The organism is Micromonospora sp. NPDC048169 (assembly GCF_040652815.1).
Taxonomy (GTDB): Bacteria; Actinomycetota; Actinomycetes; order Mycobacteriales; family Micromonosporaceae; genus Micromonospora.
The window spans coordinates 66,065-91,647 of sequence record NZ_JBEZMS010000001.1; the positions used below are offsets into that span (position 1 = coordinate 66,065).

Annotated in this window: 27 protein-coding genes; 14 read left to right on the forward strand and 13 right to left on the reverse strand. The window is 72.4% G+C overall.

The features are described 5' to 3' along the window. Positions 1-113: 113 nt before the first annotated feature. Complete coding sequence (gene nadA / locus AB0D28_RS00275; protein WP_357380601.1) at positions 114-1,289, reverse strand: quinolinate synthase NadA; 1,176 nt, start codon at positions 1,287-1,289, stop codon at positions 114-116. A 44-nt stretch (positions 1,290-1,333) separates the two neighbouring features. Here nadA and AB0D28_RS00280 point away from each other — a divergent pair, with 44 nt between their 5' ends. From AB0D28_RS00280 to AB0D28_RS00295, 4 genes are all read left to right on the forward strand, one after another. Beyond that, positions 1,334-2,494: a glycerate kinase gene (locus AB0D28_RS00280; protein WP_357380603.1), complete on the forward strand. Its 1,161-nt coding sequence runs from the start codon at positions 1,334-1,336 to the stop codon at positions 2,492-2,494. A gap of 139 nt (positions 2,495-2,633) precedes the next feature. Then, positions 2,634-3,002: an iron-sulfur cluster insertion protein ErpA gene (erpA, locus tag AB0D28_RS00285; RefSeq protein WP_269704820.1), complete on the forward strand. Its 369-nt coding sequence runs from the start codon at positions 2,634-2,636 to the stop codon at positions 3,000-3,002. A 178-nt stretch (positions 3,003-3,180) separates the two neighbouring features. Further along, complete coding sequence (locus tag AB0D28_RS00290; protein ID WP_357380605.1) at positions 3,181-4,155, forward strand: carbohydrate kinase family protein; 975 nt, start codon at positions 3,181-3,183, stop codon at positions 4,153-4,155. After that, positions 4,152-4,694 (forward strand): ATP-binding protein, encoded by a 543-nt coding sequence (locus AB0D28_RS00295; RefSeq protein WP_357380608.1) that lies wholly within the window; start codon positions 4,152-4,154, stop codon positions 4,692-4,694. Before AB0D28_RS00290 ends, AB0D28_RS00295 begins: the two co-directional genes overlap by 4 nt. A gap of 65 nt (positions 4,695-4,759) precedes the next feature. Here AB0D28_RS00295 and AB0D28_RS00300 read toward each other — a convergent pair whose 3' ends face one another. Together AB0D28_RS00300 and AB0D28_RS00305 are read right to left on the reverse strand one after the other, a co-directional pair. Next, the gene (locus AB0D28_RS00300; protein ID WP_073831489.1) at positions 4,760-4,978 is read right to left on the reverse strand and encodes a sulfurtransferase TusA family protein; all 219 of its coding nucleotides are present in this window, start codon (positions 4,976-4,978) and stop codon (positions 4,760-4,762) included. A 114-nt stretch (positions 4,979-5,092) separates the two neighbouring features. Next, positions 5,093-6,244, reverse strand: a complete 1,152-nt coding sequence (locus tag AB0D28_RS00305; RefSeq protein ID WP_357380610.1) for an aminotransferase class V-fold PLP-dependent enzyme — start codon at positions 6,242-6,244, stop codon at positions 5,093-5,095. A 171-nt stretch (positions 6,245-6,415) separates the two neighbouring features. Here AB0D28_RS00305 and coxB point away from each other — a divergent pair, with 171 nt between their 5' ends. After that, on the forward strand, positions 6,416-7,387 hold the full coding sequence (coxB, locus tag AB0D28_RS00310; RefSeq protein WP_357380612.1) for a cytochrome c oxidase subunit II: 972 nt from the start codon (positions 6,416-6,418) through the stop codon (positions 7,385-7,387). Positions 7,388-7,397: 10 nt separating this feature from the next. Next, positions 7,398-7,826: a cytochrome c oxidase subunit 4 gene (locus AB0D28_RS00315; RefSeq protein ID WP_357380614.1), complete on the forward strand. Its 429-nt coding sequence runs from the start codon at positions 7,398-7,400 to the stop codon at positions 7,824-7,826. A 440-nt stretch (positions 7,827-8,266) separates the two neighbouring features. On the opposite strand, the gene AB0D28_RS00320 is transcribed toward AB0D28_RS00315, so the two are convergent. The 4 genes from AB0D28_RS00320 to AB0D28_RS00335 form a co-directional block, all read right to left on the reverse strand. Next, positions 8,267-8,476: a hypothetical protein gene (locus tag AB0D28_RS00320; protein ID WP_357380616.1), complete on the reverse strand. Its 210-nt coding sequence runs from the start codon at positions 8,474-8,476 to the stop codon at positions 8,267-8,269. Positions 8,477-8,624: 148 nt separating this feature from the next. Beyond that, complete coding sequence (trpD, locus tag AB0D28_RS00325; RefSeq protein WP_357380618.1) at positions 8,625-9,671, reverse strand: anthranilate phosphoribosyltransferase; 1,047 nt, start codon at positions 9,669-9,671, stop codon at positions 8,625-8,627. Positions 9,672-9,749: 78 nt separating this feature from the next. After that, positions 9,750-10,148: a hypothetical protein gene (locus tag AB0D28_RS00330; protein ID WP_357380620.1), complete on the reverse strand. Its 399-nt coding sequence runs from the start codon at positions 10,146-10,148 to the stop codon at positions 9,750-9,752. Between the two features lie 104 nt (positions 10,149-10,252). Next, the gene (locus AB0D28_RS00335; protein ID WP_357381154.1) at positions 10,253-11,188 is read right to left on the reverse strand and encodes a cytochrome c oxidase assembly protein; all 936 of its coding nucleotides are present in this window, start codon (positions 11,186-11,188) and stop codon (positions 10,253-10,255) included. Between the two features lie 126 nt (positions 11,189-11,314). On the opposite strand from AB0D28_RS00335, the gene AB0D28_RS00340 reads away from it, so the two are divergent. The 5 genes from AB0D28_RS00340 to AB0D28_RS00360 all read left to right on the forward strand — a co-directional run bounded on the left by AB0D28_RS00340 (position 11,315) and on the right by AB0D28_RS00360 (position 16,483). Continuing rightward, the gene (locus tag AB0D28_RS00340; RefSeq protein ID WP_013287694.1) at positions 11,315-11,914 is read left to right on the forward strand and encodes a heme-copper oxidase subunit III; all 600 of its coding nucleotides are present in this window, start codon (positions 11,315-11,317) and stop codon (positions 11,912-11,914) included. A 72-nt stretch (positions 11,915-11,986) separates the two neighbouring features. Further along, positions 11,987-12,820 carry a cytochrome c gene (locus AB0D28_RS00345; RefSeq protein WP_269704829.1) on the forward strand — a complete coding sequence of 278 codons (834 nt, stop codon included), beginning with the start codon at positions 11,987-11,989 and terminating at the stop codon, positions 12,818-12,820. Positions 12,821-12,887: 67 nt separating this feature from the next. Then, a complete protein-coding gene (locus AB0D28_RS00350) occupies positions 12,888-13,976 on the forward strand; it encodes a Rieske 2Fe-2S domain-containing protein (protein WP_357380623.1) in 1,089 nt (362 codons plus the stop codon). Next, positions 13,973-15,604, forward strand: coding sequence for a cytochrome b N-terminal domain-containing protein (locus AB0D28_RS00355; protein ID WP_357380625.1), 1,632 nt, complete (start codon positions 13,973-13,975; stop codon positions 15,602-15,604). The genes AB0D28_RS00350 and AB0D28_RS00355 overlap by 4 nt, the downstream gene beginning before the upstream one ends. 210 nt (positions 15,605-15,814) lie before the next feature. Next, entirely contained in the window at positions 15,815-16,483 is a 669-nt protein-coding gene (locus AB0D28_RS00360; RefSeq protein WP_357380627.1) for a DUF4142 domain-containing protein, read from the forward strand. Positions 16,484-16,545: 62 nt separating this feature from the next. Here the strand turns inward: AB0D28_RS00360 and AB0D28_RS00365 are convergent, their stop codons facing one another. The 5 genes from AB0D28_RS00365 to AB0D28_RS00385 all read right to left on the reverse strand — a co-directional run bounded on the left by AB0D28_RS00365 (position 16,546) and on the right by AB0D28_RS00385 (position 21,999). Then, entirely contained in the window at positions 16,546-16,833 is a 288-nt protein-coding gene (locus tag AB0D28_RS00365) for an Lrp/AsnC ligand binding domain-containing protein (protein ID WP_354869952.1), read from the reverse strand. Positions 16,834-16,885: 52 nt separating this feature from the next. Next, positions 16,886-17,764: a sugar phosphate nucleotidyltransferase gene (locus AB0D28_RS00370; RefSeq protein ID WP_357380629.1), complete on the reverse strand. Its 879-nt coding sequence runs from the start codon at positions 17,762-17,764 to the stop codon at positions 16,886-16,888. Then, positions 17,761-18,288, reverse strand: coding sequence for an NUDIX domain-containing protein (locus tag AB0D28_RS00375; protein ID WP_357380631.1), 528 nt, complete (start codon positions 18,286-18,288; stop codon positions 17,761-17,763). Before AB0D28_RS00375 ends, AB0D28_RS00370 begins: the two co-directional genes overlap by 4 nt. A gap of 39 nt (positions 18,289-18,327) precedes the next feature. Then, positions 18,328-20,115, reverse strand: a complete 1,788-nt coding sequence (locus AB0D28_RS00380) for an HD domain-containing protein (RefSeq protein WP_357381156.1) — start codon at positions 20,113-20,115, stop codon at positions 18,328-18,330. Between the two features lie 129 nt (positions 20,116-20,244). Next, positions 20,245-21,999, reverse strand: a complete 1,755-nt coding sequence (locus AB0D28_RS00385; RefSeq protein WP_357380633.1) for a DEDD exonuclease domain-containing protein — start codon at positions 21,997-21,999, stop codon at positions 20,245-20,247. Between the two features lie 127 nt (positions 22,000-22,126). Between AB0D28_RS00385 and AB0D28_RS00390 the strand changes: the two genes are divergently transcribed. Together AB0D28_RS00390 and AB0D28_RS00395 are read left to right on the forward strand one after the other, a co-directional pair. Next, positions 22,127-23,524: an NYN domain-containing protein gene (locus AB0D28_RS00390; RefSeq protein ID WP_357380636.1), complete on the forward strand. Its 1,398-nt coding sequence runs from the start codon at positions 22,127-22,129 to the stop codon at positions 23,522-23,524. Between the two features lie 213 nt (positions 23,525-23,737). Further along, positions 23,738-23,977 (forward strand): hypothetical protein, encoded by a 240-nt coding sequence (locus AB0D28_RS00395; protein ID WP_357380637.1) that lies wholly within the window; start codon positions 23,738-23,740, stop codon positions 23,975-23,977. Positions 23,978-24,030: 53 nt separating this feature from the next. Here the strand turns inward: AB0D28_RS00395 and AB0D28_RS00400 are convergent, their stop codons facing one another. Then, complete coding sequence (locus AB0D28_RS00400) at positions 24,031-24,288, reverse strand: hypothetical protein (RefSeq protein WP_357380639.1); 258 nt, start codon at positions 24,286-24,288, stop codon at positions 24,031-24,033. A gap of 224 nt (positions 24,289-24,512) precedes the next feature. On the opposite strand from AB0D28_RS00400, the gene AB0D28_RS00405 reads away from it, so the two are divergent. Further along, on the forward strand, positions 24,513-25,583 hold the full coding sequence (locus AB0D28_RS00405; RefSeq protein WP_357380641.1) for a hypothetical protein: 1,071 nt from the start codon (positions 24,513-24,515) through the stop codon (positions 25,581-25,583).

A 25,583-nucleotide genomic window follows, 5' to 3' on the forward strand; every position in this document is an offset into this window, starting at 1 on the left:
TCGCCCCGGCAGCATAGCCCTCCGTGACGGAAATGGAATCGGTCACATCGCCAGCGAGGGCACGAACCGGGGTGTCAGGTGCGTTTCCGTGCCAGCTGCGTCACCGACGGTGATCAAGCTCCCGGGAGCGCGAGCATCTGGTCCAGCGCCGACCGGGCGTGTCGAGCGGTCGCCGGATCGACGGTGATCTGGTTCACCACCCGACCGGCGACCAGCTCCTCCAGTGCCCAGACCAGATGCGGCAGGTCGATGCGGTTCATCGTCGAGCAGTAGCAGACCGCCCGGTCGAGGAACATGATCTGCTTGTCCGGGTGGGCCAGCGCGAGCCGGCGGACCAGATTCAGTTCGGTGCCCACCGCCCACGCCGAGCCGGCCGGGGCCGCCTCGATGGTCCGGATGATGAACTCGGTCGAGCCGACCAGGTCGGCGGCGTTCACCACCTCGTGGCGGCACTCCGGGTGCACCAGCACGTTCACGCCCGGCACCCGCTCGCGCACGTCGTTGACGCTGTCGAGCGTGAACCGTCCGTGCACCGAGCAGTGGCCGCGCCACAGGATCATCTTCGCGTCGCGCAGCTGCTCCGGGGTCAGCCCGCCGTTCGGCTTGTGCGGGTCGTAGAGCACGCAGTCGTCGAGCGAGAAGCCCATCTCCAGCACCGCGGTGTTGCGACCCAGGTGCTGGTCGGGCAGGAACAGCACCTTGCGGCCCTGCTCGAAGGCCCAGTCCAGGGCCCGCTTGGCGTTCGACGAGGTGCAGACCACGCCGCCGTTGCGGCCGACGAAGCCCTTGATGTCGGCCGAGGAGTTCATGTACGTCACCGGGACGGTGTCCGCCGCGATGCCCAGATCGGTGAGCGTGTCCCACGCGGCCTCGACCTGCGACAGCACCGCCATGTCGGCCATCGAGCAGCCGGCCGCGAGGTCGGGCAGGATCACCTTCTGCGCGTCCGAGGTGAGGATGTCCGCGCTCTCGGCCATGAAGTGCACGCCGCAGAAGACGATGTACTCCGCGTCCGGGCGGGCCGCCGCCTCCCGGGCCAGCTTGAACGAGTCGCCTGTCACGTCGGCGAACTGGATCACCTCGTCGCGCTGGTAGTGGTGGCCCAGGACGAACACCTTGGTGCCGAGCGCGGCCTTCGCGGCGGCGGCGCGGGCCACCAGGCCGGGGTCGCTCGGAGCGGGGAGATCACCCGGACACTCCACGCCACGCTCGGTGGCGGGGTCGCTGCCGCGGCCGAGGAGCAGCAGCGCCGTGGCGGTGTTGGACGGCTCAACCCAGGTCGAAGTCACGCCCCCCATGGTCGCACAGCGCGCCCGCGCCGCAGCCGCGTCGGATGTGGCCTGCCACACTGCTGCGCATGCGCGTGCTGCTCTGCCCGGACAAGTTCGCCGGCACGCTGCCGGCCCCCGACGTGGCCGCCGCGGTGGCCGAGGGCTGGCGGGACGTCGCCCCCGGCGACGAACTGCTGGTCCGGCCGCTGGCCGACGGAGGGCCGGGGTTCGTCGACGTGCTCGCCGGGGCACTGCGCGGACGCCGGCTGCCGGTGCCCACCGTCGACCCGCTGGGCCGCCCGGCCGCCGGTGAGATCCTGCTCACCGACGACGGCACGGCGTACCTGGAGAGCGCGCAGGCGTGCGGACTGCACCTGCTCGCCGCCGCCGAACGTGACCCGAAGGCCACCACCTCCTACGGGCTGGGGCTGCTCGTCGCCGCCGCGGTCGAGGCGGGCGCGCGGACTGTGGTGGTGGGGCTGGGCGGCTCGGCCACCAACGACGGCGGCGCGGGGATGCTCGTACCGCTGGGTGTCACGCCGCTGGACGGCGCGGGCCGGGCCCTGCCGTACGGCGGCGCGGCGCTGGCCGAGGTGGCCGCGCTCGACGGCGAGCCCCGGCTGCGCGGCGTGACGCTCGTCGCCGCCACCGACGTGGACAACCCGCTGCTCGGGCTGCACGGCGCGAGCAGCGTCTTCGGCCCGCAGAAGGGTGCCGACCGGGCCGACGTGCTGCTGCTGGACGCCGCGCTGACCCGCTGGGCGCAGGTGCTCACCGAGCGGCTGCCGGGCTGCCCGTCCGGGCTGGGCGCGTTGCCGTCCGGCGGTGCGGCCGGCGGTCTCGGCGCGGCGGTCCTGGCGCTGGGCGGCCGGTGCGAGTCCGGCATCGGGCTGGTCACCCGCGCGGTGAGGCTGGACGCCGCGCTCGACGCCGCCGACCTGGTGATCACCGGCGAGGGCTCGTTCGACCACCAGTCGCTGCGCGGCAAGGTGGTGGCCGGCGTGGCCGGGGCCGCCCGGGACCGGGGCGTGCCCTGCGTGGTGCTGGCGGGACGGGTGAGCACCGGGCGGCGGGAGGCCGCCGCGGCCGGGGTGACCGAGGCACACAGCCTGGTCGAGCACTTCGGCGGCGAGGAGCACGGGGGAGTGGACGCGGCGATGACCCGCCCGGCCGAGGGGCTGCGCGCGCTCGGCGCCCGGCTGGCCCGGCAATGGAGCCGCTGACCGGTTCCGCTGCTCACGCCGCCGGGTGGTGGCGCCGGAGGCGGCGTACGATCGAAAGACGGACCACACCGGGAATCACTGGCGGACGTGCGGCGTTGGCCAGGACGTCCGGACCTATACCGCGCAGGGAGACTTCCACGTGACCACGCCAGCGCAGACCGAGTCGACCGAGGCCAAGGCCCCCAGCACCGTCGTCCTCACCGACGTCGCGGCGCAGAAGGTCAAGGCCCTGATCGAGCAGGAGGGCCGCGACGACCTGCGGCTCCGGGTCGCGGTGCAGCCGGGTGGCTGCTCCGGCCTGCGGTACCAGCTGTTCTTCGACGAGCGCTCGCTCGACGGTGACGTCGTCACCGACTACGACGGTGTCGAGGTCGTCGTCGACCGGATGAGCGCCCCCTACCTGACCGGCGCCACCATCGACTTCGCCGACCGGATCGACGCCCAGGGCTTCACCATCGACAACCCGAACGCGGGCAACTCCTGCGCCTGCGGCGACTCCTTCAGCTGAGTCGACTGACCGACCGCAGCGGCGGGCCGCCCCCGAACGGGGCGGCCCGCCGCTGCGTCGTACCTCCCGCGCGCGACTTCGGATGTGCGCTGATCGACCGGTTGGCGACCGACGGCCGTCCGCACGGCCCGGGGGCCGGTAGGCTGACCGCGCCGTGCTCCCGACCCCGAGGGCTGACATGAAGATCGCCGTGACCGGCTCGATCGCGACCGACCACCTGATGAGCTTCCCCGGCCGGTTCGCCGACCAGCTCATCGCCGACCAGCTCGACAAGGTCTCGCTGTCCTTCCTCGTCGACGAGCTGGTGCTCCGGCGCGGCGGCACCGCGGCGAACATCGCCTTCGGCATGGCCCAGCTCGGGCTGCGCCCGGTGCTGCTCGGCGCGGTCGGCGCCGACTTCGCCGACTACCGCTCCTGGCTGGAGCGCCACGGCGTCGACTGTGACTCGGTGCACGTCAGCGAGGTCGCGCACACGGCACGCTTCGTCTGCACCACCGACACCGACATGTGCCAGATCGCCTCCTTCTACGCCGGGGCGATGAGCGAGGCCCGCAACATCGAGCTCGCTCCGGTGGCGCAGCGCCTCGGCGGCCTGGACCTGGTGCTGGTCAGCGCCAACGACCCGGCCGCGATGATCCGGCACTCGGGCGAGTGCCGGGACCGCGGCTACTCCTTCGTCGCCGACCCGTCGCAGCAGCTCGCCCGGATGGACGGCGCGGACGTGCTCGGCCTGGTCGAGGGCGCCGACTACCTGATGACGAACGAGTACGAGAAGTCGCTGCTGCAGAGCAAGGCCGGCCTGACCGACGAGCAGCTGCTCGACCGGGTCAAGGTGCGGGTCACCACGCTCGGCAAGCAGGGCGTGGAGATCGCCGGCCGGGAGATCGGCTCGTTCCGGGTGCCGATCGCGCGGGAGATCCAGGCGGTCGACCCGACAGGTGTCGGCGACGGTTTCCGGGCCGGCTTCTTCGCCGCGCTCGACTGGGGCGTCGGCCTGGAGCGGGCGGCCCAGGTCGGCTGCCTGCTCGCCGCGCTCGTGCTGGAGAACTTCGGCGGTCAGGAGTACGAGGTCCGCCGGGACCTGTTCGTGAAGCGACTCGCCGAGTCGTACGGGGACGCGGCCGCCGAGGACGTCCGGCCGCACCTGCTGTGACCGGCCCGGCCGGCGGGCTGGACCCGAACGCGGCCCGCCCCGGCTCCGGCCAGCCGGTGCTCGTCGCGTTCGCCGGGCTGCCGGGTGTGGGAAAGAGCACCCTGGCCGCCCGGGTCGGCGCCGCGCTGCGCGCCCCGGTCCTGCCGGTCGACCCGGTCGAGCGCGCCCTGCACCGCTACGGGCTCACCGGTGACGTGCCCGGGATGGCCGCCTACGGCGCTGTCGCCGGGCTGGCCGAGGTACAGCTCGGCCTGGGGTTCAGCGTTGTCGTCGACGCGGTGAACCCGGTCGCCAGTGCCCGGGGCCTCTGGCACGACGTGGCCGAACGGGCCGGGGTGCCGCTGCGGGTGATCGAGGTGCACTGCGGCGACGAGGCGGAGCACCGCCGCCGGGTCGAGGCGCGCCCGTCCGAGGACGGCACCTGGGAGCTGACGTTGCGCCGCCGGGCCGAGTACGAGCCGCTGATCGGCCCGCGTCTGGTGGTCGACACCGCGGTGGAGGCCGACCCCCTGCCCGGCATCCTCGCCTACCTGCGCTGACTGCCGGCGGCGTGCGTTAACAAGGGGCCCTTCCTCTACCGGAGGCGTTAAGAAGGGGCCCTTCCTTACACGCGGACGTCGTAGGCGGGCCCCTCGTGCGCCGCCAGGAACTCGTGGCCGCGCATCCGGCACCACGCCGGGATGTCGACGGCCGCCGCCGGGTCGTCGGCCAGCACCCGCACCACCGCGCCGGCCGGCAGGCCGGGCACCAGCCGGGCGAGATTGATCACCGGCAGCGGGCAGCGCTGCCCCCGGCAGTCCAGCACCTCGTCCGGCTCGCTCACAGTGCCATCTCCGTTCCCGACTGCGGTGCTCGCAGGAGCGGCTCACTCCTCGCGCTCACAGTGCCATCTCCGTTCCCGACTGCGGGGCTCGCAGGAGCGGCTCACTCCTCGCGCTCACAGGTCCGTCACCCCGGCCTCCGCCCGCAGGTCCGCCACGATCCCGGGCAGCTCGGCCAGGAACCGGTCCACGTCCGCCTCGGTGGTCTCCCGGTGCAGCGACACCCGTACGTTGCCGTGCGACAGCACCCCCATCGCCTCCAGCACGTGTGACGGGCGCAGCGTCGAGGACGTGCAGGACGACCCGGAGGACACCGCGAACCCGCGCCGGTCCAGCGCGTGCAGCAGCGCCTCGCCGTCGACGTACAGGCAGGAGAACGTCACCAGGTGCGGCAGCCGGTCCACCGGGTCGCCGACCACCTCCACGTCCGGCACCTCGGCCGCCACCCGCGCCCGGATCCGGTCCACCAGCGGGCCCAGCCGGGCCGCCTCGGCCGCCGCGTCGGCCGCCGCCGCGCGCAGGCTAGCCGCCGCCGCGACCACCGCCGGCAGGTTCACCACCCCGGGGGTACGCCCCGACTCCCGCTCGTCGTCCGGGTACGGCGACTCCCAGCGGGTGCCCTTGCGCACCACGAGCAGCCCCACACCGGGCGGCCCGCCCCATTTGTGCGCGCTGGCGGTCAGCACCGACCAGCCCGCCGGCAGCGGCACCCGGCCGGCCAGCTGTGCCGCGTCCACGTACAGCGGCACGCCCGCATCCGCGCACAGCTCTGCCGCGGCGGGCACCGGCTGCACAGTGCCCACCTCGTGACTGGCCCCGATCAGCGCCGCGAGGGCCACTCCGGGCTCGGCCACCGCCGCCGCCCAGGCGTCCAGGTCCAGCCGGCCAGAGCGGTCCACGGGTACGGACACCGCCGCGCCGCCACCTGCGGTGTGCCGCTGCGCGGCGTGCAGCACCGCCGAGTGCTCGATCGCAGAGTGCACCAGGGTCGCGCCGGCCCGCCGCCGCCCGGCCAGGCCACCGAGCACCGCGGCGTGTGCTGCCGCCGTACCGCTGGGGGTGAAGGACAGCTCGTCGGCGCGGACGCCGAGCGTCTGCGCGGCGGCCTCCCGGGCGGCGTCGAGGAGCTGGCGGGCGCGGCGGGCCGCCGAGTAGAGCCGGGCCGGGTCGGCCCAGCCGTCGTCCAGGGCGGCCAGCATCGCCTGCCGCGCGACCGGATGCAGCGGGGCCGCGGTGGCGGCGTCCAGGTAGACCGGGGAGGCGCTCATGAGGTTCCACGCTATCGCCCGGTTACGCCCAAGATCCCCCCGAAGGGGGTGGACAGCGACCCCAAGACGGCCTGGCCGGTCATGGTCGAGTAATCTGCGACCGTCGGTGACGCCTTTGCCGTCGGTGTCAGGGAGAACAACCGCCGCGGCGCGCTAGGGAGGCAGGACCAGGTGGTCGCAAGGAGTTCGGAGGTACGGCGCTCGGCCGTACGGGACAGCGCTTCCCCGGGGGCCGGTGTGCGTCGGCGGCGTGGTGCTGGTCGAATCGCCGGGCTCGGTCTCGGCGCGGCGGTGCTGCTGGTCTCGCTCACCGGCTGTGACGTCGGCAAGGCGTTCGGCGGGTTCGGCTGGCCGCAGGGCGGCATCACGCCCGAGTCGCAGCGCATGTACGACCTGTGGATCGCGTCCTGCATCGCGGCGCTCGCCGTCGGCGTGTTCGTGTGGGGCCTGATCTTCTGGTGCGTGGTCCGCTACCGCAAGCGCGGCAACGAGCTGCCGGTGCAGACCCGCTACAACCTGCCGATGGAGTTCCTCTACACCATCGCGCCGATCCTCGTGGTCTCCGTGCTCTTCTACTACACGGCGGTCGTGCAGACCGACGTGAACAAGCAGTCGAGGAACCCGGACGTCACCGTCGAGGTCGTCGCGTTCAAGTGGAACTGGCAGTTCAACTACCGCGACGGCCAGGGCCCGGAGGCCAACACCGTCGCCTCGGTGCTCGGCACCAGCGAGGTCATCCCGATCCTGGTGCTGCCCAGCGGGCGCTCGATCCGCTTCGAGGAGACCAGCCGCGACGTCATCCACTCGTTCTGGGTGCCGGAGCTGCTGTTCAAGCGTGACGTCATGCCGGGCAACGTGCGCAACACGTTCGAGGTCTCCAGCATCGACCAGGAGGGCGCGTTCGTCGGCCGCTGCGCCGAGCTGTGCGGCAGCTACCACGCCTTCATGAACTTCGAGCTGCGGGTCGTCTCGCCGGAGAAGTACGACCAGTTCCTGGCGGCCAAGAAGGCCGGCAAGTCGACCCAGGAGGCGCTCGGCGAGATCGGTGAGGAAGAGTACGCCACCGAGACGAAGCCGTTCGACACCCGGCGCGACGTGAACAACTTCAACCCGTCCGACGCGTCGGCCGGCGCGGGAAGCTGAGGGGTTCGGCATGAAGACCGAGTGGAAGATCTTCCTGACCATCGCCACGTTCCTCCTCGGCGCGACGATCCTCTACGGCGCCTGGACGTACGGCGACAGCGGCGGCCACATCGAGTGGATCGGCACTGTGGCGCTGCTCCTGTCCTTCCTGCTCTGCGCGATGTGCGGCGGCTTCTTCTGGTTCGTCTCCCGCCGTATCGACCTGCGCCCCGAGGACCGGCCGGACGGCGAGATCGCCGACGGCGCCGGCGAGGTCGGCTTCTTCAGCCCCGGTAGCTACTGGCCGTTCGGCCTGGCGCTGGCCGCCGCGATCGCCGGCCTGGGCCTGGTGTTCTGGCAGTTCTGGCTGCTGGGACTGGGCCTGGTGGCGGTCGTCTTCGCCAGCTGCGGGCTCCTGTTCGAGTACTACTCGGGCACCCGCCGTACCGCCGAGCACTGACCCGAGCACCACAGCAGGCCCGCCACCCCACCGGGGCGGCGGGCCTGCCGCTTTCCCTTCGCCGCGCGGCTCGTCCGATGGGCGGAACCGCAGTCCGCTCCCAACGCCGGGTGCCGTGACGGCCCACCGCCGGCACTCCCGCCCAAGGCCCCACACCCCCCTGCGCCCCCCGGCGAGCGTCGGTCACCGTGCGCTCCCGCGCCGCCCGTCCCCGTTGACCAAGGATTTTGCGGCACTTTCACGCGCGGCCGGTGACACAAACCCCTTGATCACCGCTTCGGAGGGGGTGCCCGCCCGCCACCTGCCGGCCAGTAAGCGGTGATCAAGGAGTTTGTGTCCGTTGGACGACCGTGGGTGACACAAACTCCTTGATCACGAGCGGCGGACGGTGGGGCTGTCGGGCGTGGCGGGGAGGGGAGGGGGTGGGGGGCGAGTGGAGGTCAGGCGGCCTTGGGGTGGGACGGCCGGCGAGGGGCGCGGCGGCTGGACAAGCGGGTCGGACGGAACGTGAAGGTGGCGATCACCACTGCCGCGCCGCAACCGGTGCAGATCAGCTCCGGGCAGTCGGCGCCGTGCCCGTCGCCGCACGGCGGCGCCTCGAACAGCACGACGCCCTCGCAGGTGTCACAGTGCAGCTCGCGGTCAGACACGGGTGGCTCCTCTCGCTCCGGGCACCGGTCGGGGCGGGAAGCCGCCGGCCGGTGGACCAAAGGCTCGGCTGGATCGCAGGTCCAAAACGGAAAATAACTCCCGTGTAGTTTGGCACGCGGGTATGACAACACCCGCGTCAGGCCGCCGTCAGGCGGCGCGCGCCACCTCGAGCCAGCGCTCCAGCGCTGCCGCTGCGGCGCCCGAGTCGACCGCCTCGGCGGCGCGGTCCAGGTTGGCCCGCAGCGCCTCGTGCAGATCGCCGTCGAGCGGGCCCTGGGTCGCCAGCGCCACAGCCGCGTTGACCAGCACCGCGTCCCGTACCGGGCCGGTCTCACCCGCCAGCAGCCGGCGTACCACGTCGGCGTTGTAGACCGCGTCGCCGCCGCGCAGGTCGGCCAGGGTGGCCCGGGGCACCCCGAGCTCCGCGGCGTCCAGCAGGGCCTCCGTGACGGTGCCCTGCTGGGCCACCCAGACCCGGGTGGGGGCGCCGGTGCTGAACTCGTCCAGGCCGTCCTCGCCGCGTACCACGATCGCGGAGTCGCCACGGGCCGCGAAGACGGCGGCCATCACCGGGGCCATCCGCTTGTCGAAGCAGCCCACGGCACCCGCGCGGGGCCGCGCCGGGTTGGTCAGCGGGCCGAGGAAGTTGAACGCGGTGGGTACGCCGATCTCGCGGCGGACCGGGCCGGTGTGGCGCATGCCGGGGTGGAAGCGGGCGGCGAAGCAGAAACCGATGCCGGCCTCGGTGACGCAGCGGGCCACCTGCTCGGGCGCCAGATCAAGGGGGACGCCGAGTTGCTCCAGCACGTCGGCGGTGCCGCAGGAGGAGGAGGCGGCCCGGTTGCCGTGCTTGACCACGCGCACCCCGGCCCCGGCGACCACGAGCGCCGCCATGGTGGAGATGTTCACCGTGTGCGCGAGGTCGCCGCCGGTGCCGACCACGTCCAGCGCGCTCGCGCGTACGTCCTCGGGCAGGTGCACCGGCACCGCGCGGGTCAGCATGGTCTCGACCAGGCCGCCCAGCTCGGCGGGCGTCTCGCCCTTGGTGCGCAGCGCCACGGCGAACCCGGCGATCTGCGCCGGGGTGGCCGAGCCGGCCATGATCTCGCCCATCGCCCACGCCGTGTCGGCGGTGGAGAGCTCCTCGCCGCGCAGCAGCGCGTTGAGCAGAAGCGGCCAGGTCCGTTCGCCCATGACGGGCCTCCCGAGCGGCGTGAGGAAAGCGGTTGGGGCACGCCACGGCCGCGTCGCCGTGGCGCGCGAAGGCCGGGGTCAGGCCGCGGCGTGGGTGCGGCGCAGCAGCTCCGCCACGGTGCTGCCGGCGACCACCGGGTCCAGCGGGTGGGTGAGAGTGGCGTCGACCTCGGCGTACGCGGCCAGCCAGCGGTCGGCGGCGCGGGCCAGCACCACGCAGGTCGGCGGCGCGTCGTCTCGGTCGTCCTTGATCTGGCGGGCGATGCCGATGCCGCCGCCCGGGCTCGCCTCACCGTCGAGCAGGAGCAGGTCGATCTCGTAGTCGTCGACCAGCCGGATGCACGCGTTGTAGTCGTCGGCCTCGACGAACTCGATCTCGATTCCCGGTGCCGGCCGGGTGCCCACGGCGAGTCGCATCCGGTCGCGGACCTTCGGGTCGTCGCTGTAGAGCAGGACGGTGCAAAGACGATCGCTCATCGTGACGTGGCTCCCACCTCGTAGCTGCCCGCTGATCGTAGCCGTTGTCACATCCGGGCCGTCGGCCCGCCCGGCCGGGCTCGGGGCGTACCCCGGAACGGGCCTCAGGCGCTCGCCTCCGCGGCGCGCTGGCGGGCCTCCTGGCGGTCCAGTTCGCGGTCGAGCCGGCGGGCCTCGCGCTCGGACTGCTTGACCCACTGGACGACCAGGACAGCGAGCATGGTGACGCTGACGAACTCGCCGCCGGCCCACAGGATGCCGCCGGCCACCACCTGGTCGTTCCAGGGGTCGGACCAGGACAGGTTGAGCGACGGGTACCAGTCGCCGCCGAACAGCGTGGTGCTCTGCATGATGGTCAGCCCGAGGACCGTGTGGAACGGCACCGAGAGCAGCATGAGCAGCGCGCGACCGGGGTACGGCCAGCGGCCGGGCAGCGGGTCCAGGCCGAGCAGCGGCCAGAAGAAGACGCAGCCGGTGGCGATGAAGTGCGCGTGGACCAGCTCGTGCGCCCACTCGTGGCGCAGGGTGAACTCGTAGAGGTCGGTGAAGTACAGCGCGAACGGGTTCACCACGAAGATGGCGAACGCCACAAGCGGGAAGCTGTAGACCCGGATCACCTTGCTGTGCACGATCGCGAGCAGCCGCTTGCGGGGCCGCACCGGCAGCGTGCGCAGCGCCAGCGTCACCGGGGCGCCAAGCGCCAGGAAGATCGGCGCGACCATGGACAGCACCATGTGCTGGACCATGTGCACCGAGAGCAGCGCGGTGTCGTACGCGCCGAGTCCGGTGAGCGTGACCAGCGCGATGCCGCCGAGGCCGGGGCCGAGGAACGACACGGTACGGATGACCGGCCACCGGTCGCCGCGCAGCCGCAGCCGGTGCACCCCGTAGAGGTAGAGGCCGGCGGCCAGGACGATGCCCAGCGTGAGCCAGCTGTCCAGCCGGGTCTCGGTGAACACCCGGGTCACGGTGAACGGCGGCGGGGCGCCCTCGCCTCCCGCCGCCAGCGTCGCCGGAACAGCCGAGGTGACGGCGCGGATCTGATCGACGTTCAGCACGCTTTTCAGGGTAGGTCAGGCGAAGCGGACCACCACGATCGGGCCACGAAAGGGCCGGGTTTGGCACCCCGCTGATCGTCGGTCCCGGTCAGGGGCAATAATGACCGCGTGACTGCGGCCCCAGCCATTGACAAGAGCCGGATCCACTCCCTGACCCGACCCAACATGGTCAGCGTCGGGACGATCGTGTGGCTCTCCAGCGAACTCATGTTCTTCGCGGCGCTGTTCGCCATGTACTTCTCCATCCGCGCTGCGGCGCCGGAGCAGTGGGAGAAGCACACCGAGGTGCTGAACATCCCGTACGCGACCACGTTCACGGTGATCCTGGTGCTCTCCTCGATCACCTGCCAGATCGGCGTGTTCGCGGCCGAGCGCGGCGACGTCCACGCCCTGCGCCGGTGGTTCACGATCACCTTCGTGATGGGTCTGATCTTCGTGCTCGGTCAGCTGAACGAGTACCGGACCCTGGTGCACGAGGGTGTGAAGATCAACGAAGACGGTTACGGGTCGATGTTCTACCTCACCACCGGCTTCCACGGTCTGCACGTGACCGGCGGTCTCATCGCCTTCGTGATCTTCATGATCCGTACCACGATGGGCCGGTTCACCCCCGCCCAGGCGACCTCGGCGATCGTCGTGTCCTACTACTGGCACTTCGTGGACGTCGTGTGGATCGGGCTCTACGCCATGATCTACTGGCTCCAGTGATCTTGGCGCGTCACGAACCGCGCCGCTGCTCCGTCCCCTGAGACAAGGTCCAACCGGTTAAGGACACAGGTCATGACTTCTGACAACGACCGCCGACGCGGTCTGCTCGCGCGGCTGCGCGGGCGGCCCGTGGCGCGCAGCAGGGGCCGCCGCCGGCTGGGCGCCGCGGTCCGGCTGTTCGCCGCGCTGATGCTGGCCGGCGGTGCCTACACCGTCTTCGCCCCCGGCGTGCAGGCGCAGGACAACCCTCCGTTGACCGCCGCAGGCAACGAGGGTAAGGCGCTGTTCGACGTGAGCTGTGTGACCTGTCACGGTCGCAACGCCCAGGGCGTCGAGGGCCGCGGTCCGAGCCTGATCGGCGTCGGGTCGGCCTCGGTGGAGTTCCAGGTCAGCAGCGGTCGCATGCCGATGGCCCGGCAGGAGGCCCAGGCCATGCGCAAGCCCCCGCAGTTCACCGACGAGCAGGTGCGCCAGCTCGGGCAGTACATCCAGGAGCTCGGTGGCGGCCCGGAGGTGCCCAACGGCGACCTGCGTGAGGGCGCCAACCTGTCCACCGGTGGTGAGCTGTTCCGGATCAACTGCTCGCAGTGCCACGCCTTCGGCGGCGGCGGCGGCGCGCTGTCCTCCGGCAAGTACGCCCCGAGCCTCGCCCCGGCGAGCGACCGGCAGATCTACGCCGCCATGCTGAGCGGCCCGCAGAACATGCCGGTGTTCGGCGACAACCAGATCACGCCCGAGGAGAAGGCGGACATCATCGCCTACATCCAGGAGACGCTGAAGCACGACGGCGACCCGGGCGGTTTCAACCTGGGCCGGTACGGCCCGTCGACCGAGGGTCTGGCGATCTTCCTGGTCGGCATCGTCGCGCTGGTCTTCGCGAGCCTGTGGATCGCGGGCAAGTCGTGACCGGACGGATCAATGCTTTCAGTGCTGTGGCGCCGACCCCCGGCGTCACCCGTAGCGAGGTGACGGCATGAGCACCCACACCGAGCACCAGGCTCAGCAGGGCCCGGAGCCGCTCGACGTGAACGACCCCCGGCTCTCCCGGTTCGACATCGTCCAGGAGGGCGCGCGGCGCGACGACATCGAGATCGTCCACTACGAGGCGCAGGTCGTCCCGGGCAGCAAGGCCGAGCGCCGGCTGACCCGTACGGTCGCCCTGATGTTCCTGCTGACCGGCGTCTTCGCGACCGCCTTCCTGGTGGTCTACATCTGGTGGCCGTGGCAGTGGGAGCCGGGTCGCGGCGGCGACAAGCTCTACACGCCGCTGCTCGGCCTGACGCTGGGCCTGGCCCTGCTGGGCATCGGTTTCGGCATCCTGACCTGGGGCAAGAAGCTGCTGCCCAAGGAGGTCTCGATCCAGGACCGGCACGACCAGGCCGACGACCCGGAGGGTCGCAAGATCACCGGTGAGACCATGCTCTACCTCGCCGACGAGATGGGCGTGCGCCGCCGGCCGCTGCTCGGCATCTCGCTGCTCGCCGGTCTGGCACCGGTGGGCGCGGTGGCCGCGGCCCCGCTGATCGGCGGCCTGATCGAGCAGCCGCACAAGAACAACCAGATGTTCACCACCGGCTTCCAGCCGGGCGAGGGCGGCAAGAAGATCCGGCTGATCCGTGAGGACGGCCGCCCGATCCGCCCGGCCGACGTCAGCGTCGGCGGCCAGCTCACCGTGTTCCCGGGCATCGACGGCGGCGTGAGCAACCTGCACGCCGACTCGCCCACCCTGCTCATCCACCTGCGGGAGGACGACGCGCAGAAGTCGCGCGCCGCGAACGAGCGCAAGGGCCACGGCGACTACATGTGGGGCAACTACGTCGCGTACTCCAAGATCTGTACGCACGCCGGCTGCCCGGCCAGCCTCTACGAGCAGCAGACCAACCGCCTGCTCTGCCCCTGCCACCAGTCCCAGTTCCTCATCACCGACAACGCCAAGCCGATCTTCGGCCCGGCGAACCGGCCGCTGCCGCAGCTGCCGATCGAGGTGGACGAGGAGGGCTTCTTCGTGGCGAAGTCCGACTACACCGAGACCATCGGTCCCGACTTCTGGGAGCGGCCATGAAGCGCCGAAAGTTTGATGCAGCAGCGCTGCCGGCCAAGAGCGCGCGGGCGGTGGACGACCGCTTCCAGGTGGCCACGCCCCTGCGCAAGCTGCTGAACAAGGTCTTCCCCGACCACTGGTCCTTCCTGCTGGGCGAGATCGCGCTGTTCTCGTTCATCGTCCTGCTGCTCACCGGCGTCTTCCTGACGTTCTTCTTCGAGCCGGCGATGACCGAGGTCATCTACAACGGCAGCTACGCCCCGCTGCGGGGCACCCCGATGTCGGCCGCCTACGCCTCCAGCCTGGACATCTCGTTCGATGTCCGCGGTGGTCTGATCATGCGGCAGATGCACCACTGGTCGGCCCTGCTGTTCATGGCCGCGATCGTGGTCCACATGCTGCGGGTCTTCTTCACCGGCGCGTTCCGCAAGCCGCGTGAGACCAACTGGATCATCGGCTCGCTGCTGTTCTGGGTCGGCTTCCTGGCCGGCTTCACCGGCTACTCGCTGCCGGACGACGGCCTGTCCGGCACCGGCCTGCGGATCGCCTCCGCGATCATCCTGTCGATCCCGGTGATCGGTTCCTGGGTCAGCTCGTCGATCTTCGGCGGGGAGTTCCCCGGCACCATCATCATCAGCCGCTTCTTCATCGCCCACGTGCTGCTCGTCCCGGGCCTGCTGGTGGCGCTGATCAGCGTCCACCTGGGTCTGGTGTTCAAGCAGAAGCACACCCAGTGGCCCGGCCCCGGCCGGACCAACGACAACGTGGTCGGCGAGCGGATGTTCCCGCGCTACGCGCTCAAGCAGGGCGGCTTCTTCATGGTCGTCTTCGGCGTGATCGCGCTGCTGGGCGGCCTGTTCCAGATCAACCCGATCTGGCTGTTCGGCCCGTACGAGGCGTGGGTCGTCTCGGCGGCCAGCCAGCCCGACTGGTACGTCATGTTCCTCGACGGCTCGACCCGGCTCATGCCGGGCTGGGAGATCCACATCCCGATCGGCAACGGGTACGTCATCCCACCGTTGTTCTGGCCGACGGTGGTGCTACCCGGAATCCTGGTCGGCCTGTCCACGATGTATCCGTTCCTGGAGGCACGCCGCCTCAAGGACTACAAGCACCACAACCTGCTCCAGCGGCCCCGGGACGTTCCGGCCCGGACCGCCGTCGGCGCCATGGCGCTCGCCTTCTACATCGTGCTGACCCTCTCCGGCGCCAACGACGTCATCGCGGACAAGTTCCACATCAGCCTGAACGCGATGACCTGGGGCGGCCGGATCGGCCTGCTGATCCTCCCGCCGATCGCGTACTACATCACGTACCGGATCTGCCTGGGTCTGCAGCAGCACGACCGGGAGGTGCTGGCCCACGGCGTGGAGACCGGCATCATCAAGCGGCTGCCCGACGGCCGGTTCGTCGAGGTCCACCAGCCGCTCACCTCGGCCGAGGGCCACGACGGTCACCCGCCGGCGCTGGACTACGTCGGCTGGGTGGTGCCGAAGAAGATGAACCGGCTCGGTGCCCTCGGCCCGGCGATCCGGGGCTTCTTCTACCCGATCGAGAAGCCGGCCGAGGCGCCGGTCTCGCCGGGGCACCCGCCGGTCGAGGCACGGCCGGAGCGGGAGGAGATCGGCAGCGGCGAGAGCCGTCGCTGACCCTCCCCGGTACGACCGACAGTGGCGCCCGCCGGATCATCCGGCGGGTGCCACTGCCGTTTCCGGCCCGGACGTCCGGTTGCCTCCCGAGCACGCCCGGAGGCCGGTGCGCCGACCGCCGTCGCCCCCGACACGGACGGGTGGAATCGCAGGAATAACCCCGGTCAGCCGGGTATCCGTGCGGTCCGACGTCTCATGGGGGAGGAACGAATGTTGGGAATCAAACGCCTGGGCCTGCTGGCCGCGCTGGTGGTCGTGGGGCTGGCGCCCGCCGCCGCGGTGCAGGCGGCGGCACAGCCGTCGACGCAGGACACGCAGTACCTGCAGGCGGTGCACCAGGTCAACCTGTTCGAGATCACCGCCGGTAACCTGGCCCAGCAGAAGGGCCAGAACCAGCAGGTCAAGGACCTGGGCAAGATGTTCGTTACGGACCACACCCAGCTGGACCAGACGGTGCAGTCGACCGCGCAGCAGCTCAACGTGCAGTTGCCGGCCGATCCGACCGCCGACCAGCAGAAGGTCCTGGACAAGCTGAACAACCTCAGCGGCGCCGAGTTCGACAAGGCGTGGGTGACCGCGCAGCTCGCCGGTCACGTCCAGGCGATCCAGGCCACCCAGACCGAGATCTCGCAGGGCTCGGAACAGTCGGTGGTGCAGATCGCGCAGGACGCGCTGCCGGTCCTCCAGGCGCACTACGACGCGCTTGTGGCCCTGGCGCAGACCCTGGGCGTCCCGGTGCCGCAGACCAGCGCCAGCGGCACGCCCAGCCCGGGCGGCACCACGTCCCCGGGTGGCACCGAGTCGCCGGCTCCGGGCGGCACCGAGACCGAGGCGCCCGCTCCGGGCACCACGGAGACCCCGGTGCCCAGCCAGAGCTGACGTACCGCACGGTCGACGGTGACCGGTCCGCCCCGCCAGGGTGGGCCGGTCACCGGCTCGTGTCAGTCGGCGTTCGCCAGCCCGATCGCGAACGCCGACTCCAGGTCGTGCTGCGAGTAGGCGCGGAACGCGATGTGCGACTCGGTGTTCAGCACGCCCGGCACCTTCGAGATGCTGCCGGCGATGACCTGCGCGATCTGCTCGAACTCCCGGACCCGGACCATGGCGATCAGGTCGACGTGCCCGGCCACCGAGTAGACCTCGCTGACGCCGGGCAGGTCGGCCAGGGCCTCGGCCACCTCGGGGATGGAGTCGGTGGCGCAGTCGATCAGCACGATCGCGGTGATCACGGGACGTTTCTCCGTTCGTCGGCGACGAGGCCAATGCTAGAGCCAGTGACCCTCACCGCGCCGCCGGGACGGTCAGGTCGTCCCCGGCCCGGATCACCTCGCGCAGGCGTTCCCCGGCCGCGACACGCGCGCCCGGCCACACCACCGACCGGTCCACGTCGCCGTGCACCACCGCCCCGGCGCCGACCACCGAGCCGGTGACCCGGCCGGTCACCGTCGCGGTCGGGTCGACCAGCCCGTCCGGGCCGGCCGCGTGCAGGTTGGCGGCCAGGTAGTCGGCCGGGGTGCCGGTGTCGTAGAACGTGCCCCGGTAGGGCACCACGGTCAGCTCGCCGGCTGCCTCCGCCGGCCGCCACACGGCCCGGACCAGGTCGCCGAACGTGGCCGGCAGGTCGCGGACCAGCCGCCAGGGCAGCAGCGAGAAACCCACGAAGTCGTGGCCGCCGAAGGTCCCGACGGCGTCCGGGTCGCCGGCGGGCCGGCCGAGCAGGCGTACGCCATGCCCGTCCCACCCGTCCAGCAGCGCGGCGATGTCCTCGCCGGGTGGCGCCTGCGGATCGGCCAGGTAAGCGTCGGCGTTGCCGACCAGCACGCCCCGGCCGTCGATCCAGTCCCGCAGCCGGCCCACACCACCGGCGGTGCCCAGCGGGGCGCCCGGCTCGACGGACAGGTGCGCCCGCCCGCCCACCCGTGCGACCACCTGGTCACCCAGGTAGCAGGCGTTCACCGCGACCCGGCGTGGGCCGGTCAGGCCGAGCCCGGCCAGCCGGGCCAGCGCCCGGTCCAACAGCGGGACGTTGCCGACCGGGCAGAGCGCCTTCGGCACCCGCTCGGTGAGCGGACGCAGCCGGGTGCCCTCGCCCGCGGCCAGCACCACGGCGCACACGACGGCCGGGGCCGCGACACCCGCGTACGGGACCGGGGTGCTCACGGGGCCGGCGGGTGCTCGCCGGCGCGGGGGCCGATGCCGTAGTACCCGAGCAGGTTGGCGGTGGCGCGGCTGAGCCGGGGCAGGTCGTCGAGCGGATGGAAGGCCGCCTCGATGACCTCGGCCCCGTCCACCTTCAGCTCGGTGCGCGACGCCGGCACCTCCGCCTCGAAGACCACGTCGACCCAGCCCTTGGCGTGCACCACCGCGTTCGGCACCGCCGGGCGCAGCGCGTCGGGGGACAGGCGGACGCCGGACTCCTCGTACAGCTCGCGGGCGGCGCCGACGACCGGGGCCTCGCCGCGTTGCAGCAGCCCGGCGGGCAGCGTCCAGCTGTACCCCGGCGGCTGGCGCAGCAGCAGGAGACGGCCCGCGCCGGTGGCCTCCGCGTCCCGCAGCAGGGTGACCGCGCCGACGATGTACTTCGGTACGGCCAGCCGGACCAGCCGCCGCCGCAGCGGGACCGGAAGCCGGTAGAAGAACTTGTAGCCGAGGGCCCGTCCGGTGGCACGCGCGCGGGGGATCATGCCGTTCAGGCTAGTGGTCCGGGCGCGGGCCGGCTCCGTCTACTGCCTGTGGTCGACCAGATCGATCAGCTGCTGGACCACCGTGTCCGGCTCGACGGTGCGGTCGAAGACCGCCACCAGCAGCGTCTCCAGGTCGGGGTAGCCCAGTTCCTCGGACAGCCGCAGCAGCGGAAGGTCGTTGGCCAGCCCCCGGTTGTGCTTGCGCAACGCCAGGCCGATCGAGGCCCGGCCGAGCCGGACCTTGTCGGCGATCGAGATGCCCGGCTCGGTGTGCTCGGCGAACCAGCGGTTGATCTGCATCTGGGCGTGCGGGGACTTGACGAAGCCCAGCCACTCCCGGCGCGGGCCGCGCGGGGCCACGTCCGCCTCGAATCCGCTCTCCGCGTCGTTCTCGGTGAAGATCTCCACCACGTCGCCCTCCTCCAGTTCGGAGGCGAGCGGCGCGAGCCGGCCGTTGATCCGGGCCGCCAGGCAGTGGTCGCCGCGCTCGGTGCCCAGCTCGTACGCGAGGTCGACAGGGGTCGCGCCGGCCGGCAGCACCACCTGCCGCCCGTCGGCGACCACCTGGATCTGCGCCTCGGACAGGTCGCAGCGCAGCGACTCCATGAACTGTGTCGGGTCGACCGTCTCCTGTTCCCAGTCGAGCACCCGGCGCAGCCAGGCCAGTTCGTCCGTCCGGTCGACGGCCCGGCCCGCGGTGCGGGGGAAACGGTAGTGGGCGGCCACGCCGTACTCCGCCGAGCGGTGCATCTCGGCGGTGCGGATCAGCACCTCGACGGTGCGGTCCTGCGGCCCGCAGACACTCGTGTGCAGCGACCGGTAGAGGTTGTTCTTCGGGGAGGCGATGAAGTCCTTGAAGCGGCCCGGAACCGGACGCCATAGCCCGTGCACGGCGCCCAGCGCGGCATAGCAGTCGGTCGCCGGACCGTCCACCACGATCGCGATGCGGGGCAGGTCGTACGGGGCGGCGTGGTCGCCGGCGACGGTGTCCTTCCAGATCGAGTAGAGGTGCCGGGGGCGGGGGGAGACCTCGGCGTCGACCCGGTTGCGGCGCAGCGCCACCCGGGTGCGGGCCACCACGTCGGCGAGGTAGGCGTCCCAGCCGGGCCGGTCGTGCACGAACCGGGCGATCCGCGCGTGCTCCTCCGGCCGCAGGTGCAGCAGCACCACGTCGTCCAGCTCGCGCTTGAGCGTCTGGATGCCCAGCCGGTCACAGAGCGGGACCAGCACCTCCTGGGTCTTGCGGGCGATCCGCTCCCGGGACGCCGCCGAACGGACGCCGAGCGTACGCATGTTGTGCAGCCGGTCGGCCAGCTTGATCACCAGCACCCGGACGTCCTTGCCGGCCGCCACGATCATCTTGCGGACGGTCTCCGCCTCGGCGGCCTTGCCGTAGAACGCCTTGTCGAACTTGGTCACGCCGTCGACCAGGTGGGCGACCTCGCGGCCGAAGTCCTCCTGGAGCGCCTGGAGCGTGTAGCGGGTGTCCTCCACCGTGTCGTGCAGCAGGGCGGCGACCAGCGTGATGGTGTCCATGCCGAGGTCGGCGCAGATCTGCGCCACCGCCAGCGGATGGGTGATGTACGGCTCGCCGCTCTTGCGGAACTGGCCGCGGTGCATGTTCTCGGCGATCGTGTAGGCCCGGCGCAGCACCGAGGCGTCGGCGCTCGAATGGATGCCGCGATGGGCGCGGACCAGTGTGGTGACCGGGTCGCCGTCAGCGGTGGGCCAGGTGAGCAGGGAACGCAGGCGGCGGGTGAGCGGCAACTCGCCCTGGGTCGGGAGCGCGCCACCCAGGGCGGCGCCGTGTCCGGCGTCGACGTCCACCTGGGACACCTCCTCACCCCGGCCCTCGGCCACCGGGAACCGGCGGCCGGGAGCAGAGCCCGCGAATCGGGCAGGTCTGCACTCCTTTAACAGACTAAGGGAGGCGAGGTAGTCCGATCGGTCAGTTGGTCATGAGCGTTCGGTCGAGAGTTTGGCGGATCCGCCACCCTCCGCCTTCGCCAGCAGGTCGCGGAAACGCCCCGCGCCGGCCACCGGCGAGGCCCATCCGGCGGTCGTCTCGACCAGCCTTGTCTCCGGTCGCTCCAACCAGGACAGGATCCGCTCGGTCTCCTCGGCGGTCGCGGCCGGCACCGGACCGTGCCCGGGCAGCACCGTCTCGGCGGTGGCCCGGATCGCGGTGATCGTGGGTCGCGGGTGGACACCGGGCGGGGACACCCCGGCCCCGGCGAGCCGGCCGTGCCGCACCAGCGCCAGCTCCCAGCCGCCCCGGGCGGCCGGGCGGGCGGCGGCCAGCTCGGCGATGCCTGTCAACGCGGCCAGCCGCTGCATCCGGACCGCCGCGCGCAGCACCGCCACCAGCCGGCCGCGTACCACCGCCGCCTCCTCGTAGCGCTGGGCGGCCGACAGCACCTCGATGCGGGCGAGCAGCGCGTCCACCACCACACCGGGGTCGTCGCTGGTGGCGGTGCGGAACGGGGTCGCCGCGCGGTCGTCGTACTCCTCGGGGGTGATCCGGTGCTCGCAGGGCGCCGGGCAGCGACCCAGCTCGGCCAGCGCGCAGGCCGGCAGGGTGGTGCGCCGGGAGAGCCGGTGCGTGCACTGCCGCAGCGGCACCGCGTCGTGGAAGCCGGCGGCGGCCAGCTCCGCGGCCTGCCGGGACCGGAACGGCCCCAGGTAGGCCGTGTCGGTGGGCGCGATGTCGCGCACGATCGACAACCGGGGGTACGCCTCGTCGGTGAGCTTCAGCCACACCTGGCGCTCCGGATACTTCGACCGGCGGTTGTACGGCGGCGCGTGCGCCGCGATCAGCCGCAGCTCGCGGACCTCCGCCTCCAGTGAGTGGGCGCACTCGACCGCCTCCACCCGTTCGGCTGCGGCGAGCATCTCGGAGATCCGGGCCCGCTTCTCGGCGGCGGTGAAGTAGCTGCGGACCCGGGTGGCGATGTCGCCGGACGTGCCGACGTAGAGCGGCCGGTCGTCGGCGGCCCGGAAGATGTAGACGCCCGGCACCTTGGGCAGCCCGTCGGCGAGGTGCCGCTTGCGGCGCTGGGTCGGGGTGACCGCGCGGGCGAACTCGATCGCCTCGCCGACCGTGTCGACCCGGTGCCCGCCGAGGCGGCCGATCAGCCCGTGCAGCACGTCGACGGTGGCCTTTGCGTCGTCCAGCGCCCGGTGGTTGGGCTGGGTGGCGGTGCGGAAGTAGGCGGCGAGCGTGCCCAGCTTGCGGTTGGGCACCTCGTCGCGGGTGAGCACCCGCCGGGCCAGCGCGGCCGTGTCCAGCACCCGGGGGTTGGGCCAGCGGTAGCCGTGCTTCGCGCAGGCCGCCTTGAGGAAACCCACGTCGTACGGCGCGTTGTGGGCGACGAGCACGGCGTCGCTGATGAACTCCAGGAAACTCGGCAGCACCTGCTCGATCGGCGGGGCGGGCAGCAGCATGGCCTGGGTGATGCCGGTGAGCACGGTGATGAACGGCGGGATCGGCACGCCCGGGTTGACGAGTGTGGCGAGCACGCCCAGCTCCTCCCCGCCACGGACCTTCACCGCGCCGATCTCGGTGATCCCGCCGCCGTCGGGCGCGCCCCCGGTGGTCTCCAGGTCGACCACGACGAAGGTGGTCGCGTAGAGCGGCAGCGCCGGGTCGACACCGCTGCCCGCCGGGTCCAGGCCGGCCAGCGACTCCTGGACGTACTCCGCTCGTGTCACCCGCGGGACGCTAGCGGCACGGTCCGACACTCCTGTCACTGCGGCCCCAGGAGATACCACGGGGGTACGATGAGAGATCGGCTCACTCACCGGGCGGTGGGCCCGTTCGGGGTGGGAGACTTGCCTCATGCCCCTCACCGAGCCGTACGACGACCACTCCTCCGCGGAGGAGCCGGTGGTCGGCGTGCCCGCTGACGAGGGCACACCGCCCGCTGCCGAACCCGAGCCCGTGCTGCCCGAGCCGGTCCGGCAGCGGATCGTCACGCTCACCGCCGCCGTGCTGCCCGGCCTGCCCGCCGACGAGGTGCCGGTGCCACTGCGGCGGGTCGCGAAGTTCGCCCCCAACCGCCGGGCCCGCCTCGGCGCGCCAGCGATCGCCGCCCAGCTCACCGCCGACCCGCTGTTCCGGCAGCGGATCACCGCCCGGGTGCTCGCCGACGCCGGTGACCTGGGCGCTGCGGTGGTCGAGGGCACCGCGCCGGCCGCCGCCGACCCGGTCGAGGTGGCCGCCCTGGCCTACCTGGCCCGGCCCCGGGGCTGGCGGGAACTGATCGAGGCCAGCGGCGAGGCGGTACGCGCCGAGGCCGACAGCGCGGTCGTGGCCGAGCTGGTCCGCGAGGCCGAGCAGCGGGCCGCCCGCGCTGAGCACGACCGGGCCGTGGCCCGGGTCGAGGCGGAGAAGCTGCGCGACGAGCTGGCCCGGGTCCGGGAGGAGCTGGGTCAGCTCCGCGAGGAGGCCCGCCAGTTGACACGTACCCTGCGGGAGACCCAGGCCCGCGAGCGCAAGGCCACCGAGCTGCTCGCCACCGAGCGGGGGCGGGCGGCCCGCGCCGCCGCCGACGCGGACGCCGAGCTGCGCCGCGCCCGGGCCCGGCTGGCCGAGGCGGAGGCCGCCGCCGGGGTGGCCCGGGCCAGCGCCAAGGAGGCCCGCTCGGTCGACGACGCGCGGCTGTGGCTGCTGCTGGAGACCATCGGTCAGGCCGCCGTGGGGCTGCGCCGGGAGCTGGCGCTCGACCCGGTGGACAAGCTCCCGGCCGACTTCGTCGCCGACGCGTTCGCCGAGCAGCCGGGCACCGCGCCGGCCGGGCCGTCGACGCGGGCCCGCGACACCGACGACCCGGCCCGCCTCGACCAGTTGCTCGCGCTGCCGCGGGCGCACCTGGTGGTGGACGGCTACAACGTGACGAAGCGCGGCTTCGGCGAGATGTCGCTGGAGCAGCAGCGCAAGCGGCTGATCACCGGGCTGGGCGGGATCGCCGCGCAGACCGGGGACGAGGTCACTGTCGTCTTCGACGGTGCGGAGCGGATGCACGGCCTGCCCCCGGCGCCGCGCGGCGTGCGGGTGCTGTTCTCCCGCAAGGGCGAGACCGCCGACGAGCTGATCCGCCGTCTGGTGCGTGCCGAGCCGTCCGGGCGGCCGGTGGTCGTGGTGTCCTCCGACCGCGAGGTCGCCGACGGGGTACGCCGGCACGGCGCGTACCCGCTGGGCGCCGACTCGCTGCTGCGGCGCCTCGCCCGGTCCTGAGCCCGCTCCTCCTCCCGCTGCCTGATCGGCTCCAGCTCGGTGCGGTGGCGGGGTCGCGTGCGTGCCGATCGCGCCACTTCGGTGTACTGGTTCGTGTTCGCGGCGGCTGCTGCCTCGTTGTCCGGTTCTGTCGTACCCGAGCGTTAGCGTCGTGGTGACCGACGGTGGTGGCTCCTTCCCCGACCGCCACCGGCGACCCGTCAGGAGGCGTTGATGCTGATCGACTGCGACACCTGCGGCAACCGCGGCGCCGGCTGCTCCGGCTGCCTGGTGACCGCACTGCTCGACTCCGACCCGGCCGACCTGGGTCCGGCCGAGCACCGGGCGATCGAGGTGTTCGCCCGGGCCGGATTCGAGGTCGAGGTGCTGCCACCCGCGCCGGTCGCGGCGCCCGTGCCCGCCGCGACACGGGCGCCGGCACCCCGCCGTCCCGGCCGTCGCCGGATCGCCTGACACGCCCGCTGCCCGCTGCCGCCGCCGCGTACGCCGAGGCGAGGGTCCGCGGGTCACCGTCGGCGCGGGTCCGGCCGCGGCCCCTTCGGGTCAGCCGGCACCGTCCGGTCTCGGGTCTGCTTCGCCGACGGAAGCGGGGCGAGCCGCCTGGTGTTCCAGGTGTGATAGAGCCCGGAGAGGGCGGTGGCGATCGTCACCAGGTCGCTGGTCGGGGTGCCGATGAGAGTCAGCAGGATGCCGGTGGCCAGAACGGCCAGGAAGACGATCACGTCGAGATGGCGGCTGCGGTGCAGCGTCCGGTCCGTGCTCATGGCCTTACCTTTCGAGAGTCCTCTGCCCCGCCGCTCGGGGGGTGTGATTCGGTTGTAGCCGCAGCCGGACGGGCTGAGAGCCGAGCTTTTTCCACGCCTGCGCGAGCGCGCAGAAAGCGCAGGTCAGGAATTTTCCACGGAGCGGCGGCCGGCGCTCCGGAACGCCGGCCGATTGCTCCCGCGCGTAGCCTGAGGCCGACAGGGCATCCGTTCCTCCTGCCTCGATGGGTCAGCAGATGGCGGTGCAGCACGGCGGGAAGCGCGGGCGCCCGCGCAAGCCACTCGACCGCGCGGGTCTCGATCCGCACCTGCGAGTGCTCGCGGAAGACCTCCGCGCGTTGGTGGGCGACCGGTCGTTCGACGAGGTCGCCCGGGCGATCTACCGCTCTGTCGAGGGCGTGGCAGGTGCCTGCCGGGGTGAGGTGCTCAAGTCGCGTGCCGTCGTGGTGGCCGTGGCCAAGTACTGCGGCGGTGACGAAGAAGAGTGGAATCTCAGGTGGGGACTGGCCTACCTGCACCTGGAAGCGGCGGGGCGGCAGGACCTGCTCCCCAAACGCGGTGAGTCGCCGGACCGCGCGGCGCTGAGGGAGGCGGCCGCGGACGCGGAGACACTGCTGCGTGCCATTGGCGTCAGGCAGTTGGAACAGCGCCGGCTCGCTCTGCTCAAAGCCGAGCCACTGCTGGCCGAACTCGACGAGGAGCTGCCGACGGCGACGGAGAAGAACGGGCGGAACGCGGCGGAGTGCTGGGCCGATCTCACCGATTACCTGAGGCGGCTCGTCCTGCTCTTCACCAACGACCCGATCCCGGCCGGCAACCGTGGCGACGCGGATCTCACCGTCGTCCTGAACCGGCTCTCCGAACTCGGAACACGGACCGGCGTCAGGGAATGGCAGACACTCGCCGCCCAGATCCGTGCCGCCTACGACCTCGCCCAGCACACCGGCTGGTACGCGGTCGATCCTCAGCACACCGGTCTCGCGGCGTACGGGGATGAATTCGCCCGTGTACGCGCCGAGGCCGGCCGCAGGGCTTCACAGCTTGCGCGGGCAAGCGCATACCTGGAAGCCAAGGCCGACCTCGTTCCGGCCGCAGCGGTGGACCGCGCCCGGTACGACCCACCGCGCAGCGGCTACCTCGGCGGCGCGATCCTTCTGGTGCTGCTGGGAATCCCCGTCACCGTGGGCCTCATCTGCGCCGGCGCCCCCACACCCGTCTGGGCCGTCGCGGGACTCGTGGTGATCCATGCGGCGGCGGCCTTCGTCGCGGCGGCGGCGCACGCCCGTCGGGACTGA

What these genes read in the sequence shown, in the direction of transcription:
- AB0D28_RS00400 (WP_357380639.1), bottom strand. Translation starts at nt 24,288, where the DNA reads ATGAGCACGGACCGGACGCTGCACCGCAGCCGCCATCTCGACGTGATC.
- trpD (WP_357380618.1), bottom strand. Translation starts at nt 9,671, where the DNA reads ATGGGCGAACGGACCTGGCCGCTTCTGCTCAACGCGCTGCTGCGCGGC.
- AB0D28_RS00330 (WP_357380620.1), bottom strand. Translation starts at nt 10,148, where the DNA reads ATGAGCGATCGTCTTTGCACCGTCCTGCTCTACAGCGACGACCCGAAG.
- AB0D28_RS00390 (WP_357380636.1), top strand. Translation starts at nt 22,127, where the DNA reads ATGCCCCTCACCGAGCCGTACGACGACCACTCCTCCGCGGAGGAGCCG.
- AB0D28_RS00355 (WP_357380625.1), top strand. Translation starts at nt 13,973, where the DNA reads ATGAAGCGCCGAAAGTTTGATGCAGCAGCGCTGCCGGCCAAGAGCGCG.
- AB0D28_RS00305 (WP_357380610.1), bottom strand. Translation starts at nt 6,244, where the DNA reads ATGAGCGCCTCCCCGGTCTACCTGGACGCCGCCACCGCGGCCCCGCTG.
- AB0D28_RS00395 (WP_357380637.1), top strand. Translation starts at nt 23,738, where the DNA reads ATGCTGATCGACTGCGACACCTGCGGCAACCGCGGCGCCGGCTGCTCC.
- AB0D28_RS00405 (WP_357380641.1), top strand. Translation starts at nt 24,513, where the DNA reads ATGGGTCAGCAGATGGCGGTGCAGCACGGCGGGAAGCGCGGGCGCCCG.
- AB0D28_RS00350 (WP_357380623.1), top strand. Translation starts at nt 12,888, where the DNA reads ATGAGCACCCACACCGAGCACCAGGCTCAGCAGGGCCCGGAGCCGCTC.
- AB0D28_RS00290 (WP_357380605.1), top strand. Translation starts at nt 3,181, where the DNA reads ATGAAGATCGCCGTGACCGGCTCGATCGCGACCGACCACCTGATGAGC.
- AB0D28_RS00280 (WP_357380603.1), top strand. Translation starts at nt 1,334, where the DNA reads ATGTGGCCTGCCACACTGCTGCGCATGCGCGTGCTGCTCTGCCCGGAC.
- AB0D28_RS00360 (WP_357380627.1), top strand. Translation starts at nt 15,815, where the DNA reads ATGTTGGGAATCAAACGCCTGGGCCTGCTGGCCGCGCTGGTGGTCGTG.
- AB0D28_RS00315 (WP_357380614.1), top strand. Translation starts at nt 7,398, where the DNA reads ATGAAGACCGAGTGGAAGATCTTCCTGACCATCGCCACGTTCCTCCTC.
- AB0D28_RS00375 (WP_357380631.1), bottom strand. Translation starts at nt 18,288, where the DNA reads ATGATCCCCCGCGCGCGTGCCACCGGACGGGCCCTCGGCTACAAGTTC.
- AB0D28_RS00345 (WP_269704829.1), top strand. Translation starts at nt 11,987, where the DNA reads ATGACTTCTGACAACGACCGCCGACGCGGTCTGCTCGCGCGGCTGCGC.